The sequence below is a fragment of the Burkholderia sp. AU44665 genome (assembly GCF_030504405.1).
In the GTDB taxonomy this organism is placed as follows: Bacteria; Pseudomonadota; Gammaproteobacteria; order Burkholderiales; family Burkholderiaceae; genus Burkholderia; species Burkholderia semiarida.
Map to the genome: position 1 here is coordinate 457,919 of NZ_JAUJRI010000001.1, position 15,639 is coordinate 473,557.

The 15,639-nt window shown below is 69.5% G+C and carries 14 protein-coding genes and 1 pseudogene; 2 read left to right on the plus strand and 13 right to left on the minus strand.

The genetic code is table 11. From position 1 onward, the window contains the following. Nucleotides 1-114: 114 nt before the first annotated feature. The 4 genes and pseudogenes from QZM15_RS02035 to QZM15_RS33960 form a co-directional block, all read right to left on the minus strand. Entirely contained in the window at nt 115-1,182 is a 1,068-nt protein-coding gene (locus QZM15_RS02035; RefSeq protein WP_302105678.1) for an ABC transporter ATP-binding protein, read from the minus strand. Further along, nucleotides 1,175-2,947, minus strand: coding sequence for an iron ABC transporter permease (locus QZM15_RS02040; RefSeq protein ID WP_302105679.1), 1,773 nt, complete (start codon nt 2,945-2,947; stop codon nt 1,175-1,177). Before QZM15_RS02040 ends, QZM15_RS02035 begins: the two co-directional genes overlap by 8 nt. Before the next feature lie 100 nt (nt 2,948-3,047). After that, complete coding sequence (locus tag QZM15_RS02045; protein ID WP_302105680.1) at nt 3,048-4,148, minus strand: ABC transporter substrate-binding protein; 1,101 nt, start codon at nt 4,146-4,148, stop codon at nt 3,048-3,050. A gap of 172 nt (nt 4,149-4,320) precedes the next feature. Further along, nucleotides 4,321-4,532: pseudogene (locus QZM15_RS33960) on the minus strand (hypothetical protein); the annotation flags it as partial. A 127-nt stretch (nt 4,533-4,659) separates the two neighbouring features. Here QZM15_RS33960 and QZM15_RS02055 point away from each other — a divergent pair. Then, nucleotides 4,660-5,340, plus strand: coding sequence for a response regulator (locus tag QZM15_RS02055; RefSeq protein WP_226222267.1), 681 nt, complete (start codon nt 4,660-4,662; stop codon nt 5,338-5,340). 79 nt (nt 5,341-5,419) lie between these two features. Continuing rightward, the gene (locus QZM15_RS02060; protein ID WP_226289067.1) at nt 5,420-6,823 is read left to right on the plus strand and encodes a sensor histidine kinase; all 1,404 of its coding nucleotides are present in this window, start codon (nt 5,420-5,422) and stop codon (nt 6,821-6,823) included. Nucleotides 6,824-6,899: 76 nt separating this feature from the next. On the opposite strand, the gene QZM15_RS02065 is transcribed toward QZM15_RS02060, so the two are convergent. From QZM15_RS02065 to QZM15_RS02105, 9 genes are all read right to left on the minus strand, one after another. Beyond that, nucleotides 6,900-7,868: a quinone oxidoreductase gene (locus tag QZM15_RS02065; protein ID WP_302105682.1), complete on the minus strand. Its 969-nt coding sequence runs from the start codon at nt 7,866-7,868 to the stop codon at nt 6,900-6,902. 47 nt (nt 7,869-7,915) lie between these two features. Continuing rightward, entirely contained in the window at nt 7,916-8,482 is a 567-nt protein-coding gene (locus tag QZM15_RS02070) for a TetR/AcrR family transcriptional regulator (RefSeq protein ID WP_060967565.1), read from the minus strand. A 113-nt stretch (nt 8,483-8,595) separates the two neighbouring features. Then, the gene (locus QZM15_RS02075) at nt 8,596-9,462 is read right to left on the minus strand and encodes an MOSC domain-containing protein (protein WP_302105683.1); all 867 of its coding nucleotides are present in this window, start codon (nt 9,460-9,462) and stop codon (nt 8,596-8,598) included. A gap of 93 nt (nt 9,463-9,555) precedes the next feature. After that, nucleotides 9,556-10,509 (minus strand): ABC transporter substrate-binding protein, encoded by a 954-nt coding sequence (locus tag QZM15_RS02080; RefSeq protein ID WP_302105684.1) that lies wholly within the window; start codon nt 10,507-10,509, stop codon nt 9,556-9,558. 32 nt (nt 10,510-10,541) lie between these two features. Further along, on the minus strand, nt 10,542-11,723 hold the full coding sequence (locus tag QZM15_RS02085; protein ID WP_302105685.1) for a cytochrome c: 1,182 nt from the start codon (nt 11,721-11,723) through the stop codon (nt 10,542-10,544). 50 nt (nt 11,724-11,773) lie between these two features. After that, a complete protein-coding gene (locus QZM15_RS02090) occupies nt 11,774-12,595 on the minus strand; it encodes an ABC transporter ATP-binding protein (RefSeq protein WP_060967561.1) in 822 nt (273 codons plus the stop codon). Then, entirely contained in the window at nt 12,589-13,683 is a 1,095-nt protein-coding gene (locus QZM15_RS02095; protein ID WP_302105982.1) for an ABC transporter permease, read from the minus strand. Before QZM15_RS02095 ends, QZM15_RS02090 begins: the two co-directional genes overlap by 7 nt. 4 nt (nt 13,684-13,687) lie before the next feature. Further along, on the minus strand, nt 13,688-14,710 hold the full coding sequence (locus tag QZM15_RS02100; RefSeq protein WP_302105686.1) for an ABC transporter substrate-binding protein: 1,023 nt from the start codon (nt 14,708-14,710) through the stop codon (nt 13,688-13,690). Nucleotides 14,711-14,781: 71 nt separating this feature from the next. After that, the gene (locus QZM15_RS02105; RefSeq protein ID WP_059574559.1) at nt 14,782-15,621 is read right to left on the minus strand and encodes a class II aldolase/adducin family protein; all 840 of its coding nucleotides are present in this window, start codon (nt 15,619-15,621) and stop codon (nt 14,782-14,784) included. Between the last annotated feature and the right edge of the window lie 18 nt (nt 15,622-15,639).

Here is a 15,639-nt window from a genome sequence, read left to right on the forward strand (position 1 = left end):
GAAAACGGGTACGCGGCGCGCCAGCGGCGGACGCCGTGAAGCGTCCGCCGATGCGAGTCGCAAAGGGGCGGCTTGAAAGCCGGCGCGGCGGCACGCGAGCCGCCGCGATGCGGATCAGCCCGCTTTCGCGAACGCCCAGCAGTCGTTGGCCGGGAATTCGATCCAGTGCTTGCCGGCCGCGCGCGGCACGTGGCCGAACGCGCGTAGGCGCATCTCGCCGCAATGGAACAGGTATTCCCAGCGGTCGCCGAGATACATCGACGTGACGAGGTCGGCCTGCAGCCGGTTCGCGCCCGGGCCGTCGGCCACCTGCACGCGCTCGAGACGGATCACGGCCTGCGCGTCCTGGCCCGGCGCGAACGTGTCGCGGGCCAGCGCCTGCAACTCCCAGCCGTCGCCGGCAAGCGTCACGCGTTCGCCGTCGACGGCCGCGACGCGCGCGTCGATCCGGTTGTTGCTGCCCATGAATTCGGCGGTATACAGCGAGCGCGGCGCACCGTACAGCTCGGCCGGCGTGCCTTCCTGCTCGATGCGGCCGTTGCGCAGCAGCAGGATGCGGTCGGACATCGCCATCGCTTCGGTCTGGTCGTGCGTCACGCACAGGGCCGACAGCCCGAGCGACACGATCAGTTCGCGCAGCCACGCACGCGCTTCCTCGCGCAGCTTCGCGTCGAGGTTCGACAGCGGCTCGTCGAGCAGAATCACCGGCGGGTTGTAGACGAGCGCACGGGCGATCGCGACGCGCTGCTGCTGGCCGCCCGACAGTTGATGCGGAAAGCGTTCGGCGAGATGGCCGAGGCCGAGCTGGTCGAGCGCGGCCTGCACGCGGCGCTTCTGTTCGGCAGGCGCCACGCGGCGCAGCTTGAGCCCGTAGCCGACGTTGTCGGCGACGGTGCGGTGCGGCCACAGCGCGTACGACTGGAACACGAGGCCGAGCGAGCGCTGTTCGACCGGCAGATCGATGCGCCGCGTGCCGTCGAAGAACACGCGCTCGTCGAGCTGAATGCGGCCGTCGGACGGCTGTTCGAGGCCGGCCACCGCGCGCAGCAGCGTGGTCTTGCCGCTGCCCGACGCGCCGAGCAGGCACACGACTTCGCCGGCCTTCAGTTCGAACGACACGCCCTTGAGGATCGGGTTGGCGCCGTAGCTGAGGTGCAGATCGTCGACGATGAGCTTATCCATGAAGTTTCACTCCGAAGCGCAGGGCCACGCCGAGACCGGCGCCGACCATCGCGATGTTGATGACAGAGAGCGCGGCGACCTGATCGACGGCGCCGGTCGCCCACAGCGACACGAGCAGCGCGCCGATCACTTCGGTGCCGGGCGACAGCAGGTAGACGGCGGTCGAGTATTCGCGCTCGAAGATCATGAAGATCAGCAGCCACGCGGCGAGCAGGCCGAAGCGCACGAGCGGCAGCGTGACGTCGAGCGACACGCGGCTGCGCGTCGCGCCGACGCTGCGGCCGGCTTCCTCGAGTTCCGGGCCGACCTGCAGCAGCGCGCTCTGGATCAGCCGCATCCCGTACGCGAGCCACACGACCGTGTACGCGATCCAGATGCTCCACATCGAGTTCTTCAGTTCGCGCAGGCCGGGCACGAACAGGAAGATCCACAGGAACGCGAGACCGGCGAGCAGGCCGGGCACCGCGCGCGGCAGCAGCACGAGGTAGTCGAGCAGCTTGGTCGCCCAGTCGGGGCGGCGGTGGCCGGCGAACGCGACGAGCGAGTAGAAGCCGATCGCGAGCGCGCCGCCGATCACGCCGATGCCGAGCGTGTTGACGATCGCGCGCACCAGGTTGTCCTGCTCGAACAGCTCGACGAAGTTCGCCAGCGTCAGCACTTCGGCGAGCGGCACGCCTTCGCCCCAGTTGGTCACGAACGCGCGAAGCACGATGCCCGAGATCGGCACGATCACGGTCAGCGCGAGCCACAGCGCGACGATCGCGAGCGCGATCCAGCGCCACACGCCGAGCGGCAGCACGGTCGCGCGGCCGGCCTTGCCCTTCACGGTGACGAAGCGGTTCGCGGTCTTCAGCAGGCGGCGCTGCAGCAGCACGAGCGGGAAGGTGATCGCGACGATGCACACGGCGACCGCGGCCATCAGGTGATACGACGGCACGCCGAGCTTGTTGGTCAGCTTGTACAGGTAGGTCGCGAGCACGAGGTGGCCTTCCGGGTCGCCGAGCACGAGCGGCAGCCCGAACACCTCGAAGCCGAGGAAGAACACCAGCACGCCGGCGAACAGCAGCGCGGGCATCGTCATCGGCAGGCTCACGTCGAGCGCGACGCGGAACGGGCGGGCGCCCGCCACGCGCGCGGCTTCCTCGACGTCCGAGCCGAGGTTGCGCAGCGCGGCCGACGAATACAGGTACACGTGCGGCACGTGCGTGAGGCCGACGATCACCGTGATCGCGAAGATCGAATACACGTTCCAGGGCACGCTCTGCACCCCGAACAGCTCCTTGAACCACACCGAGTAGAAGCCGACCGGGCCGGCCGCGACCACGTAGCCGAACGCGAGCACCATCGGCGACACGAACACCGGCGTGAGCAGCAGCGGTTCGAGCCAGCGGCGGCCGGGCAGGTCGGTGCGCACCATCAGGAACGCGAGGATGCCGCCGAGCGGGATCGAGATGAACAGCATCCCGCCGGCGATGATGAACGAGTTCTTCACGGCCGACCAGAAATCGGGATCGCTGAAGATGAAGCGGAAGCCTTCGACGCCGAGCGTCTTGTTCGCGTCGAAGAACGGCGCGGACAGCAGGCTCTGGAACAGGATGAAGCCGAGCGGCAGCGCGACCGCGACGGTGAGTACCGCGACGACGATCCAGCGCAGCATGCCGGCGAGCGGCTGCAGGCTGCTGACCGGCAGCGCGGGAATCGCGTCGCGCGGGCCGGTGGCGGGCGGAACGGCCGGTGCCGTGCCGCGTGTGCTGGTTGAAAGCATGAGTTCGCCCCTGCGGCCATCCGGATGGCCGCCTCAAGGAAGTCGGTAAGGGGAAGGGGCCGCCCGCGCGCCGTACGGCGGGCGGCCCGGCGTCAGCGGCTCAGCGCTTGATCGCCTGCTGCCATTGCTTCAGGAACGCGAGGCGCTTCGACTGGTCGAGATAGACGAGCAGGCCGGTGCCGATCTGGATCGGCTTGAGCGAATCGCCGAGTTCCTTCGTGAGGCTCGCGGCCGACGTTTCGCCGGTCACGTCCGCGCGGATCGCGTACAGGTTCGCCTGGTTCGCGATCAGCGTCTGGCCGCGCTTCGACAGCAGGTAGTCGACCCACAGCTTCGCGGCGTTCGGGTTCTTCGCCTTCTTCGACACGGTGGCGAGGCGGCTCACGACCTGCGTGTAGTCCTTCGGAAACACGTAGCCGATCGACTTGTCCTTCTTCGCCTTCGCGTACGCATACGAGCCGATGATGTTGTAGCCGATCAGGTTCTCGCCCGACGAGATGCGCTCCATCATCGCGCCCGTGCTCGACTGCAGCTTCGGGCCGGTCGCGCCGATCGCCTTCACGAGTTCCCACGTGACCTTCTCGTTTACGTGCGCGTCCTGGGTCAGGTAGTTGAAGCCGACGCCCGATTTCTCGATGTCGTAGGTCGTGACCTTGCCCTTGAACTTGTCGGCCTGCGTGGTGAGCAGCTTGATCAGGTCGGCGCGGGTTTTCGGCACCTCGTTCTCGGGGATCAGCCGCTTGTTGTAGACGATCGCGAGCGGCTCGAACGTCGTGCCGTACGCCTGCTTCTGGTACTGCGCCCATTGCGGCACGTTCGGGCTTTCGGGCGAATCGTACGTCGCCATCAGGCCGTCGTTGACGAGCTTGACCTGCAGGTCCATCGCCGAGCTCCACAGCACGTCGGCGCTGGTGCTGCTCGCCGCGTTCTCGCTGATGTAGCGGTTGTACAGCTCGGTGCTGTTCATGTCGTTGTACTCGACCTTCACGCCGTACAGGCTTTCGAAGTCCTTGATCAGCGGACGCACGAGGCCCGTGTCGGTCGTCGAGTAGACGATCAGCTTGCCTTCCTTCTTCGCGGCGTCGATCACGCCCTGGTAGTTCCCCGGGTAGCCGGCCGGAACCTGCGCGGCGGCGCTGCCGGCGGCAGCGCCCAGAACGATCGCCAGCGCGGCGGCGAGGTGCTTCGGTGCAAACGGCATGTCTTCCTCCAGTGATGCGTCGATGTTGTTCGAATGACGCGGATGTTACGGGCGGGGCACTTTCAGCCCGCTTTCATTTCCGTTCGCGATTGCGCCGTTCGCGTCATGGATTTCCCGGGGGGCGACCGCGGCTTTCGCGGCGCAACAGGGGGACGCGACGCGGGCTGACCGGCTACGCGGGCGCGGCCAGCAGTTGCCCGAGGACTTGGCCACCATGCCGCGCGTACGCGGCCGTCCGCGCCGCATACCCGACGCCGCCGCCGGTTTCGCGGCGCGCAGGTGCTTCGCGAAATCGCCGCGGCCGATGAAGCGGGCCAGCGCGAGCGGCGGCGCGACGCCGACCGAGCGCGCGGTCGTGTGCCACATGGCGGGCAGCGCCGGGCGCCGAGCGGCCGCCGCCGACACGTCCCGCCGCCGGTTCGGCACCCGCGCAACCCGTGTTTGCGCGAGGCGTGGAGACGGAAAGGATCATGTAATGTAGCGGGCTGTCGCTGACCTTACCGGAATCCCCATGCGTGTGCTGCTCGTCGAAGACAACCCGAACCTGGCCCAGTCGCTGAGCGATGCGCTGAGCGCCGCGCGCTTCGCGGTCGATCACATGGCCGACGGCGAGGCGGCAGACCACGTGCTGCGCACGCAGGATTACGCGTTGGTGATCCTCGATCTCGGGCTGCCGAAGCTCGACGGGCTGGAGGTGCTGCGGCGGCTGCGTGCGCGCCGCAACCCGGTGCCGGTGTTGATCCTCACCGCGCACGGGTCGGTCGAGGACCGCGTGAAAGGGCTCGATCTCGGCGCCGACGACTATCTCGCGAAACCGTTCGAGCTGACCGAACTCGAGGCGCGCGCCCGCGCGCTGATCCGGCGCAGCCTCGGCCACGAGCATTCGCGGGTCGAATGCGGGCCGCTTTCGTATGACAGTATCGATCGCAGCTTCCATCTCGCGGGCGAGCCGCTGTCGCTCACGCCGCGCGAGCGCTCGGTGCTCGAGGTGCTGATCCTGCGCAACGGCCGCGCGATCAACAAGGACACGCTGTCCGAGAAGATCTTCGGGCTCGACGAGTCGGTCAACGCCGATGCGATCGAGATCTACGTATACCGGCTGCGCAAGAAGCTGGAGAACACCGGCGTCGCGATCGTCACGCTGCGCGGGCTCGGCTATTTGCTCGAAGCAAAGGCGGGGACGGCCGAATGAGCGCCCGTCGCGCTCGCTCGTGCTCGCCGGCGGCCGACGCGGCACCTGCGATCGTTGGCGCGGCCCGGCTGAACGCATGATGACCCGCCCGAACCTGCGCGCGCAGGTCGCGCTGTGGCTGCTGCTGCCGCTGCTCGGCCTGCTCGCGCTCGACTCGTGGCTCACGTACCAGCGCGCGATGAGCGCCGCGCACGTCGCGTTCGACCGCACGCTGTCGTCGTCGCTGAAGTCGATCCGCGAAGGCGTGCGGCTCAACGACGGCGAGATCGAGGTCGACCTTCCGTATCTCGCGCTCGAAATGCTCGAATCGAGCGACGGCGGCAAGATCTACTACCTGATCCGCGAGGACAACGGCCGCACGGTCACCGGCTACCCGGACCTGCCGCTGCCGCACGGGCGCGACGCGGGCGACGGCGCGCTGTTCGTCACGCGCTACTACGACGTCGTGTATCGCGGCGAACAATTGCGGATGGCCGCGCTGCGCATCCCGGTGCACGACGTGCCGACCGCGCAGTCGCGCATCGTGTGGGTGATGGTCGGCGAGACGATCGAGGCGCGCCAGGCGCTCGCGCGCGAGATCCTGATCGGGTCGCTGCTGCAGGAAGGGCTGCTCGTCGTGCTGGCGCTCGGGATCGTGTGGCTCGGCGTCGGGCGCGGGCTGCGGCCGCTGAACCGGCTGTCGGCGACCGTCGCCGCGCGCAGCGAGGACGACACGACGCCGCTCGACACCGGCGCGATGCCGAGCGAACTCGCGCCGCTCGTCGATTCGATCAACCAGTACATCGGCCGCACGCAGCGGATGCAGGTGGCGCGGCGCCGCTTCTTCGCCGATGCGGCCCATCAGTTGAAGACGCCGCTCGCGGCGGTGCAGGCTGGCGTCGAGCTCGCGCTGCGGCCCGACGAGCAGCCGCGCATGAACGTGCACCTGCGGCGCGCGAACGGCGCGGTGCGGCAGGCCGCGAAGATCGTCCAGCAATTGCTGTCGCTGTCGCGGCTCGATTCGGACAGCGGTCATGCTGTCGCGCACAAGCCGGTCGCGCTGCACCGGCTCGCACGCAGCGTGACGCTCGACTGGTCGCCCGTCGCCCGCGCGCGCGACATCGATCTCGGCTTCGAGCACGAAGCCGACGTCGACGTGCTCGGGCAGCCCGACCTGCTCGGCGAGATGATCGGCAACCTGATCGACAACGCGATCCGTTATGCGGGCGACCATGCGGTGATCACGGTGCGTGTCTCGCGCGACGGCGAAGCGGCGCGGCTCGACGTGATCGACGACGGGCCGGGCATTCCGGCCGACGAACGCGACGCGGTGTTCGAGCGTTTCCATCGCGGCAGCAAGACGCAGACGGTCGAAGGCACCGGGCTCGGGCTGTCGATCGTGCGGGAAATCGCGCGCGTGCATCAGGGGAGCGTGACGCTGGCCGATGCGGCCGGCGGCGGGCTGATCGTGACGATCCGGCTGCCGGCGGCAAGCCATCGTTAGGGACGGTTTCCAGACGAGTCGCGGCCGTTCCAGCCGCGTGGCGGGCGCACGGCCTGGCGACAGGGCGCCACGGCACTCACGGCTTCAGCAGCAGCTTGCCGATGGAGTTGCGGCTTTCCATGTCGGCATGCGCGCGCGCCGCGTCCGCCAGTGGATATTCGCCGCCGATTCGGACCTTGAGCCGGCCTTCCTCGATCCAGTCGAACAGCTGCGCCGTGCGTGCGCGGAGCAGTTCGGGCGTGTAGATATGATCGAAGAAGGTCGTATAGCCGATCTTGATGCTCCTCGGCAGGCTCATGAGGTCGATCGGCCCCGGCCCGCCGAGCACTGGACCGTACCAGCAGAAGGTTCCCGAGCGGCGCAGCACGTCGAGCGATCCCTGAAAGGTCTTCGGCCCGGAGCCGTCGTAGACGACGTGCACGCCTTCGCCGTTGGTCAGGCGCAGTGCCTTCGCGGCGAACCGCCCGCCGGTATCGACGATCAGATGATCCGCGCCCGCTTCCCTGGCCGCGGCGACCTTGTCTTCGGACGAGACGCGCCCGATTACCCGGCCGCCGCGCAGCTTGATGATCTGCGTCAACAGCAGGCCCAGCCCGCCGGCCGCCGCGTGGACGAAAGCGACGTCGCCCGGCTGTATGGGATAGAAGTCGGTTGCGAAATGGCTGGCGGTGAGACCCTGCATCATCACGGCAGCGGCCGTGCGATCGTCGATCGTATCCGGAATCGCAGCCAGCGACGTGGCGGGGATCGCAATCTGCTCCGCATAGCTGCCGGGCGCGTAGGCCCACGCGACGCGCTGGCCGGGTGCGATGTCCTCGACGCCGTCGCCGACCGCCAGCACCCGGCCCGCGCCTTCGACGCCAAGAATCTTCGGGTTGGGCCATCCCGTCCAGGCCATGCCCCGTCGCACGCCGATGTCCATGAAGTTGACGCCGGCGCAGGCGATCTCGACCAGCGCCTCGCCCGTACGCGCCACCGGGGCAGGCCGCTCGACCTGCTCCAGCATGTCGCGGCCGCCGGCGCCGTTCATCACGATGGCTTTCATGATTTACCTTGTTGTTGAATGATCGTTCATTAATATGCCAAAAAAATCTACCGTAGCGCCCGCAGCGTCATGTCGGCCAACGCGCTCAGGCTCGCGTGGTCGGCGCCGCCGCGACCGGCCACGCGGATGCCGGTAATGTTCGCAATCAGGAACTGGGCGGTCGCTTCGGGGACGAGGCTCGCGGCCACGTCGCCTTCGCGCTGCGCATCGCGGACGCGGGCGGCGATTGCGGTGATCAAGCTATGGGCCAGCACCGCATGGATCTCCGCGAGCTCGGGGCGGGACGCGCCGAATTCGTAGACGGAAATCGTGCCAAGGCAGGGTTGGGCGGCCGTTTCGACCACGCGGCGAAGCAATGCGTCGATCCCGTCGATCGCGCGTGCGCCGCTGCGCAGAGCGTCGAAATGCGCAGCGCATTCGCCCATCCCGTAGCGGCGCACGGCCGACAGGTAAAGCTGCCATTTGTCGCCGAACGCCGCATAGAGGCTCTGCCGCCCGATGCCCATCGCGCTGACGAGCATCTGGGCCGAACTGCCCTCGAACCCATGCTCGCTGAAAACGGCGATCGCGCGGTCAAGCGCTGCATCCGTGTCGAATTCCCTTGGTCTTGCCATGAGCGAACTATATCAATTCAGGAACAATCATTCAATAAATGGTGGGTGAAGAGCCGAGACCTGATCTGCCGGGGCATGTGCACGCCTGTCCGGCAGTTGTCCTGGCGGGCCGCTCAATCGCCGAACCCGATCTCCGCTTCGACCGGCTGCCCGACTTCGAGCCACGCGCCGGCGCCTTCGACGACGATCGCATTGATGCCGAACGTCAGCGCGCCGTCGTAGTTCGGGTTCGCGCGATAGGTCTGCATCGTGTCGGTCGGCTCGTGCGGCCATGCCGGGTCCGGCGTGCCGGTGGCCTGGTCGATCGTCGGCACGGGGCAGCGCGTGCACAGCTTGACGAGCCGCAGCCGCACCGGCGTGTCGCCGCCGGCGTCGAGATGCTCGACGAAATCCTCTTCGTACGCATCGAGATCCGACACGACGATGTTCGGCCGGAAGCGGTTCATCGGGATCGCCGGCGCGCCTTTCGCGGCAAGCCGCGCGTTCAGGTCGTCGAGCGACGACTGGCCGATCACCAGCAGCGGATAACCGTCCGCGAACTGCGTATGCGTATCGATGTCGCCGGTCCATTTGCGGTTGCAGCCGCGGCGTGCGTCGGGGCCGAAGCGCGCGAGCTTCGTCGGCGCGCCGAGAAATGCGGTGAGCCACGCGGCCGTTTCGGCGCCCGTGTCGATCGCGTCGACGGTGTCGCGCCACACGGTCGCGGCCATCTTCGGCGTGGCCGGCGTCGCGTCGCCGGCGAGCGGCGTGCGGATCTCCGGCATGCCCGGCGCGTTCAGCACGAGCGCATCGCGGTCGAGCGTCGGGCGGATCAGCGCGAGGCGAGGGTGCGTGCGCTGCGTGAGCATCTGCCCGTGCGGATCGGTGATCAGCCAGTGACGGTCGTACGCGAGGCCCGTTTCGAGCAGTTGCGCGCGCGACAGCGCGATGCCGGCGCAGGATTTGATCGGGTAGACGAAGAGTTCGGCGATGGCTGGCATGACGTGACGCTGGCTGGAGGCGGGATGATCGAATCGCGATTGTGCCAGATCGTACCGAACCCGTTTGGGCGGCTGCGTGCCGCCCCGGGCTTGTCACGCGAGCGGGAAACCCGTATCGAAGGTCGTGCGCACGTCGAGCGGCTGGCGCAGCAGCCCGGCCTTCAGGTAGAAGTCGGCCGTGCGCTGCTGTTCGGCGATCACCGTCGCGTCGATCGGCTGCCAGCGCGTGCCGCGGCGCTCGAACTGCAGCTTCGCGGCGGCCGGCGGAATGCCGATGATGCGCGCGAGCGCCGCCGAATACGCGTCGGCGTGCCGGTACGACCAGGCCTGCGCGCGCACGACGCGTCGCAGGAAATCGTGCAGCACATCGCGCTTCGAGGCGATCGCCGCGTCGGTCGCCGCGAGATAGCTGAGGCCCGACCACAGCCCGCGGCCATTGACCAGCACGCGCGCGCGGCCGCTCGTTTCGGCGAGGGCGGTGTAGGGCTCCCAGGTCGCCCACGCGTCGATCGAACCGGTGGCGAGCGCCAGCATTGTGTCGGCCGGCGGCAGGAAGCGGAACGACACCGCATCGGGCGGCAGGCCGGCCGCATCGAGCGCCTTCAGCGTGACGAAATGGCCGATCGAGCCGCGCGTGGTGCCGATGCGCTTGCCTTTCAGGTCGGCCGCGCCTTTCAGCGCGGCGTCGGGTTGCACGAGCACGGCCGTGCCGTATGGATCGGAACGGTTCGCGCCGATCACCTTGATGCGGGCGCCCGAGGCGAGCGCGAAGATCACCGGCGCGTCGCCGATCGGCCCGCAGTCGACGGCGGCCGCGTTCAGCGCTTCCGCGAGCGGCGCGGCGGCCGGGAATTCGGTCCACGCGATGTCGTACGCGAGCCCGTTCAGTTCGCCGGCCGCTTCGAGCAGCGCGCGCAGCCCGCCTTTCTGGTCGCCGGCGCGCAGCAGCGGGCGGGCGCCCGACTGCGCGCGCACGGCGGCCGGCGCGGCGGCGATCGTGGCAAGGGCGCTCGCCTGCGCGAGGAAACGGCGTCGGGTCGGATTCATCGTGAAGTTCGGTTCAAGAAAGGTTCAGGGATTCAATGCGGAAGCCCGGCCTGTACGTCGCGCACGGGTTCCTGGTCGACGCGCAGCAGCAGCGCGGTCAGTGCGTCGCCGCTCGTGGCGCGCGCGGCCGGGCGGGCCACCGTGTCCGAGCGGCACAGCAGGTCGGCATCCGACCAGCCGGCGCCGCCCGGCAATGCGCGCGCCCGCAGCCAGCCGCGCCGATCGGCAAGCAGTTGCGTGCCGCCGAGCGCATCGGGCGCGACGCCGGCAATCGTCGCGAACGCGAGCCACGCATCGGCGGTCGTCGCGACGCAGTTCGCACGCGGGCCGGCTGACGGCGGCACGGGCGCGCCGCGTTCGGTAACGAGCAAGGTTTGCCAGCGCGCGTCTTCCTGCGGTGGTGTCGCGCCGGCCGCGAGCGCAACGACGCGCACGCGCTGGCCTTCGCGCCAGCGCTCGAGCGCCTGGGGCGCGGCGTCGCCGCACCGCACGTCGAGCGCCGGCAGCGGGACGGGCACCGGCCACGCGCCTTCCGCCTGTGCGCTGCTGCCGGCGGCCAGCGCTTTCAGGTAATCGAGCACGGCCCATGTGTCCTGCGGGCCGAGCGTCGCCGCGAAGCCGGGCATCGTCGACGCACCGTGCTCGTCCCGCGTGCCGTGGCGCACGCGCCAGAACAGTTCGCCGTCGAGCCGACGCGCGAGCAGCGCGCCGGCGAAGGTCGGCGGCCAGTGCGCGAGCGTGGCCGCGAGCGGACCTTCCCCGCGTCCGTCCGCGCCGTGGCAGGCCGCGCAATGTTGCGCATACAGGTGCGCACCGCGCATCACGTTCGACACGGAAAACGGCGTGGGGTCGCGCTGGAAGCTCGTCGGCACGGCGGGCGCGAGCCACAGCGAAGCGGGCGGCCACGGCGCGAACCACGCGACGGCCAGCGCGACGATGGCCGTCGCGACACGCCACTTGCGCGATGCCAGCGCGGCGCAGGCGAGTCCGACGGCCAGCGCCGTCAACGTACACGCGAACGCGAGTTGCCGCGTGAGCCCCGCGTCGATGCGCAGCGTTTCAAGCGCGATGCGGTGTGCCCACGGCCACGCGGCCTGGCCGTCGGCGTCGCCGGTCAGGCCGATCGCGTGCAACCCATGCGCCAACGAGATTTGTGCGCGATACAGCAGTTGCAGGAACGCGATGGCCCAGTCGGCGAACGGCGGCGCGTTCATCGCGCGCGCCTCCGGCGGACCGCATTCGAACGTCGAACGGCACGCGGCATCTACCAGCTCGCATCGAGCCCGAGATGCCGCAGCGCGTCGTGGCGCAATTCGGCGAGGCGCGGGTCGCCGCGATGGCGCGGGTAGGGCAGGTCGACGCGCAGTTCGGCGACGATCCGTGCCGGGCGCGGCCCGAACACGATCACGCGCTGCGCGAGAAACAGCGCTTCTTCCACGTCGTGCGTGACGAGCAGCGCGGAGAAACCGTCGCGTTGCCACAGCGCGGTCAGCTCGGCCTGCATCGTGAGCCGCGTCAGCGAATCGAGCTTGCCGAGCGGTTCGTCGAGAATCAGCAGGCGCGGGTCGTTGACGAGCGCGCGGGCGAGCGCGACGCGCTGCGCCATCCCGCCGGACAACTGATGCGGAAACACGTTCGCGAAGTCCTCCAGCCCGACGCGCGCGAGCGCATCGTCGACGCGATGCTGCGCGGTGCGTGCCACGCCGCGCGCTTCGAGGCCGAGCGCGACGTTCGCGCGCACGCGCCGCCACGGGTACAGCGTCGGGTCCTGGAACACGACGATGCGCGACGGATCGGGGCGCTCGATCGGCACGCCGTCCTGCGCGATTCCGCCTTGCCGCGCGGCGTCGAGCCCCGCGACGAGGCGCAGCAGCGTCGATTTCCCGCAGCCGCTCGGGCCGAGCAGCGCGACGAATTCGCCGGCCGCGACCGACAGCGACACGTCGTCGAGTACCGGCAGCGCGCCGCCGGGGCCGTCGAACGCATGGCTCACGCCGCGGATGTCGATGCGTGCGCCTCGCGGCGGCGCGACGGCGGGCGCCGCAGCAGTGGCGGCGGACGGTTCGAGTACGGCGGCGCTTACCATTTGACGGTTCCTTTCTGCCAGGCGAGCACGCGGTCGCGCACCGCGAACAGCAGCGCGATCAGCCCGGAAAACAGCAGCGCCATCACGATCAGCGCCGCATACATGTTCACGTACGACGCCCAGCCCTGCGCCCAGCTCAAATACCAGCCGAGCCCCGACTTGACGCCCATCATCTCGGCGACGACCAGCACCGTGAACGACGCGCTCAGCCCCATGAAGATGCCGACGAACACGTGCGGCAGCGCGGCCGGAATCGCGACGCGCAGCACGAGGAAGCGCGCGTTCGCGCCGAGCGTGCGCGCGACGTCGTAGTACTGCTTGTTCACGCTCGCGACGCCCGACCACGTCAGCACGGCGACCGGGAAGCCGGTTGCAAGCGCGATCAGGAACGCGGCGGCCGAATAGCTCGACGGGAAGAAGTAGAACGTGAGCGGCAGCAGCGCGGTGGCCGGCACGGGCCCGAGCACGCGCAGCACCGGATGCACCCAGTAGCCGATCCGGCGCGACCAGCCGATCGACACGCCCACCGCGAAGCCGACCGTGACGCCGTACGCGAACCCGAGCGCGAGCAGCTTCAGCGTGTTGCCGGCGCTGCCGGCGAGGCGCGGCCAGTCGTCGACGTAGACCTCGATCAGCGCCTGCGGCGGCGCGAAGAACGGCGTCGGCAGCCAGCCGGTTTTGGCGGTGACGATTTCCCACGCGGCGAGCACGAGCGGCAGCGCGACGAGCCACGGGCCGGCCGGGCGAACGCGTGCGAGCCGCGTGCGGGTCGCGGGAACGCGATGGCCGAGCGTCGCGGCGACGAGCAGCAGCGCGGCGATCGTCCACGCGGCCGTGCCGAACGTGTCGGTGTACGCCCAGTCGCTGAAGCCGACGATCCGGTTCGGCCACAGGTGCGTCAGCGCGCCGAGCGCGGCCCACGCGAATGCGGCGGCGATGCCGGTCGGCCAGGTGCGCGCGCGCCGCGCTTCAGCGGCCAGCGTGGCGTCGCAGGTCGTGCAGGCTGCGCGCGCGGGAGCTGCAGCGTTGGCGTCGCCGGCCGGGGCCGATGCGGTGCGGGCGGCGGAAGTGTGTTCGATCGTCGACATCGCGTTACCCCAGTACGTTCGCATAGACCTGCTGCGCGAAGCGCTGCGGGTCCGTGCTCTTCTTCAGCACGCTGATGCGGCGGAAATCGTCCGCATAGAACGCGATTTCCTGCTGCAGGTCGACGTTGGTCGGGTGGTGCGTGTAGGTGAGCGTCGCGTACAGCTTGCGCAGATCCTCGGGGCTGATCTTCGGCGAATACTTCGCGAACACCTTCGCGGCTTCGTTCGGGTTGTCGTGCGTGTACTCGGTGGCCTGCACGATCGAGCGCGCGAGCGCGGCGGCCGTCGGGCGGTCGTTGCGCACGAGGTCGCCGCGCGCGCCGATCACGCAGCACACCTTGCGCGCGTATTCGCCGGACAGGTTGGTCGCGAGTTCGGTATACGCGCCGTTGCTGCGCTTTTCGAGCAGGTAGAGGTTCGGGTCGCCGTCGGCGATCGCGTGGATCTCGCCCTTGTCGACCGCGACGCCGAGCAGGTCGGCCGGATACTGCCGCCACGTGATGTCGCGCTCGGGGTCGACACCGTTCTTCGCGAGCAGGATCGAGAAGAAGTGCTTGCCGGGCGCGGCCAGATCGCTGACGCCGACCGTCTTGCCCTTCAGCGCCTGCAGCGTCGTGACGCCGGCCGCCTTCGCGCCGAGCAGCCGCACGCAGCCGCCGTGCGAGCTGCCGATGATCTTCACGTCGAAGCCGGCTTCGAGCGGCTTCAGCCAGCGGTGGATCATCCCGACCGCCGCGTCGGCCTTGCCGGTCGCGATCGATTCGAGCAGTTGATCGGTCGAGCCGCTGTAGTTGATCAGCTCGACCTGCAGCCCGTTCTTCTCGAAGAAGCCGCGCTCCTGCGCGACGACGATCGGCGTCAGGCAGAACGCGTTCTGGTTCCACGCGAACGTGAGCTTCTTCAGCGGCGGCGCCGACCACGCGTGGCGGCCGAGCGTGATCGCCGGCACGGCGAGCGCGGCGGCGCCGGCCGCGCGCAGCAAGCGGCGGCGTTGGTCGTGGGGCGCGGGTGCGGTGGTTTGGGTCATGGTCTGGTCTCCGGTGTGGCGCAAGGGCGGCTTAGGCACGTTCGCAAGCCCGTCAATAGCGTGAACGGGCCCTAATCGAGCAGGTCGGGTTCGTCGGCGACGACGCGCGCGAACAGGCTGTCGAACGCATGCAGCGCACCGTCGGGGCCGCCGATCTGGCCGTGCGTATGGCGCGCGGTGGCGTGATCGATCGGCCGCGGCGTGCCGGCCGCTTCGGCCAGCAACTGCGTGTGCGCGACGTTGTCGAGCGCGATGTACCACCACGCGGCGGCCTCGACCGTCGGGCCGGCCGTCAGGATCCCGTGGTTCTTCAGGATCACGCCCTTGTGCGTGGTGCCGTCCGGCTTCGCGAGCGCATCGGCGATCCGCGCGCCTTCGCTAGTGTCGACGACCATCCCCGTGAAATCGTCGAACAGCGCGTGATCCTCGTAGAACACGCACGCGTCCTGCGTGAGCGGATCGAGCGGGCGGCCGAGCGTCGACCATGCCTTGCCGTAGGTCGAATGCGTGTGCGCGGCGGCGACCACGTGCGGATGGGCTTCGTGGATCGCCGCATGGATCGCGAACGCGGCCTTGTTCAGCGGCCGCTGGCCGATCGCGGTTTCGCCGCGTGCGTTGACGAGCAGCAGGTCGGAGACCTTGATCTGCGAGAAATGCACGCCGAGCGGGTTCACCCAGAAATGATCGGGCAGCTCCGGATCGCGCGCGGTGATGTGGCCCGCGAGGCCCGCCGCGAAGCCGAAGCGCGCGAACAGGCGGAACGCGGCCGCGAGCCGCTCCTGCCGGTGGCGACGCTCGGCGGCGACGTCGATGCGCGGCGCGGGCGGATCGAACCAGAAGTGCTGGCGCGGGGTGTCGGCGAGCACGAGGCCCGATGCGGTACGGTGGGGCGAGGACAGGACGGCGGACATGATCGCGTATGGCTCCGT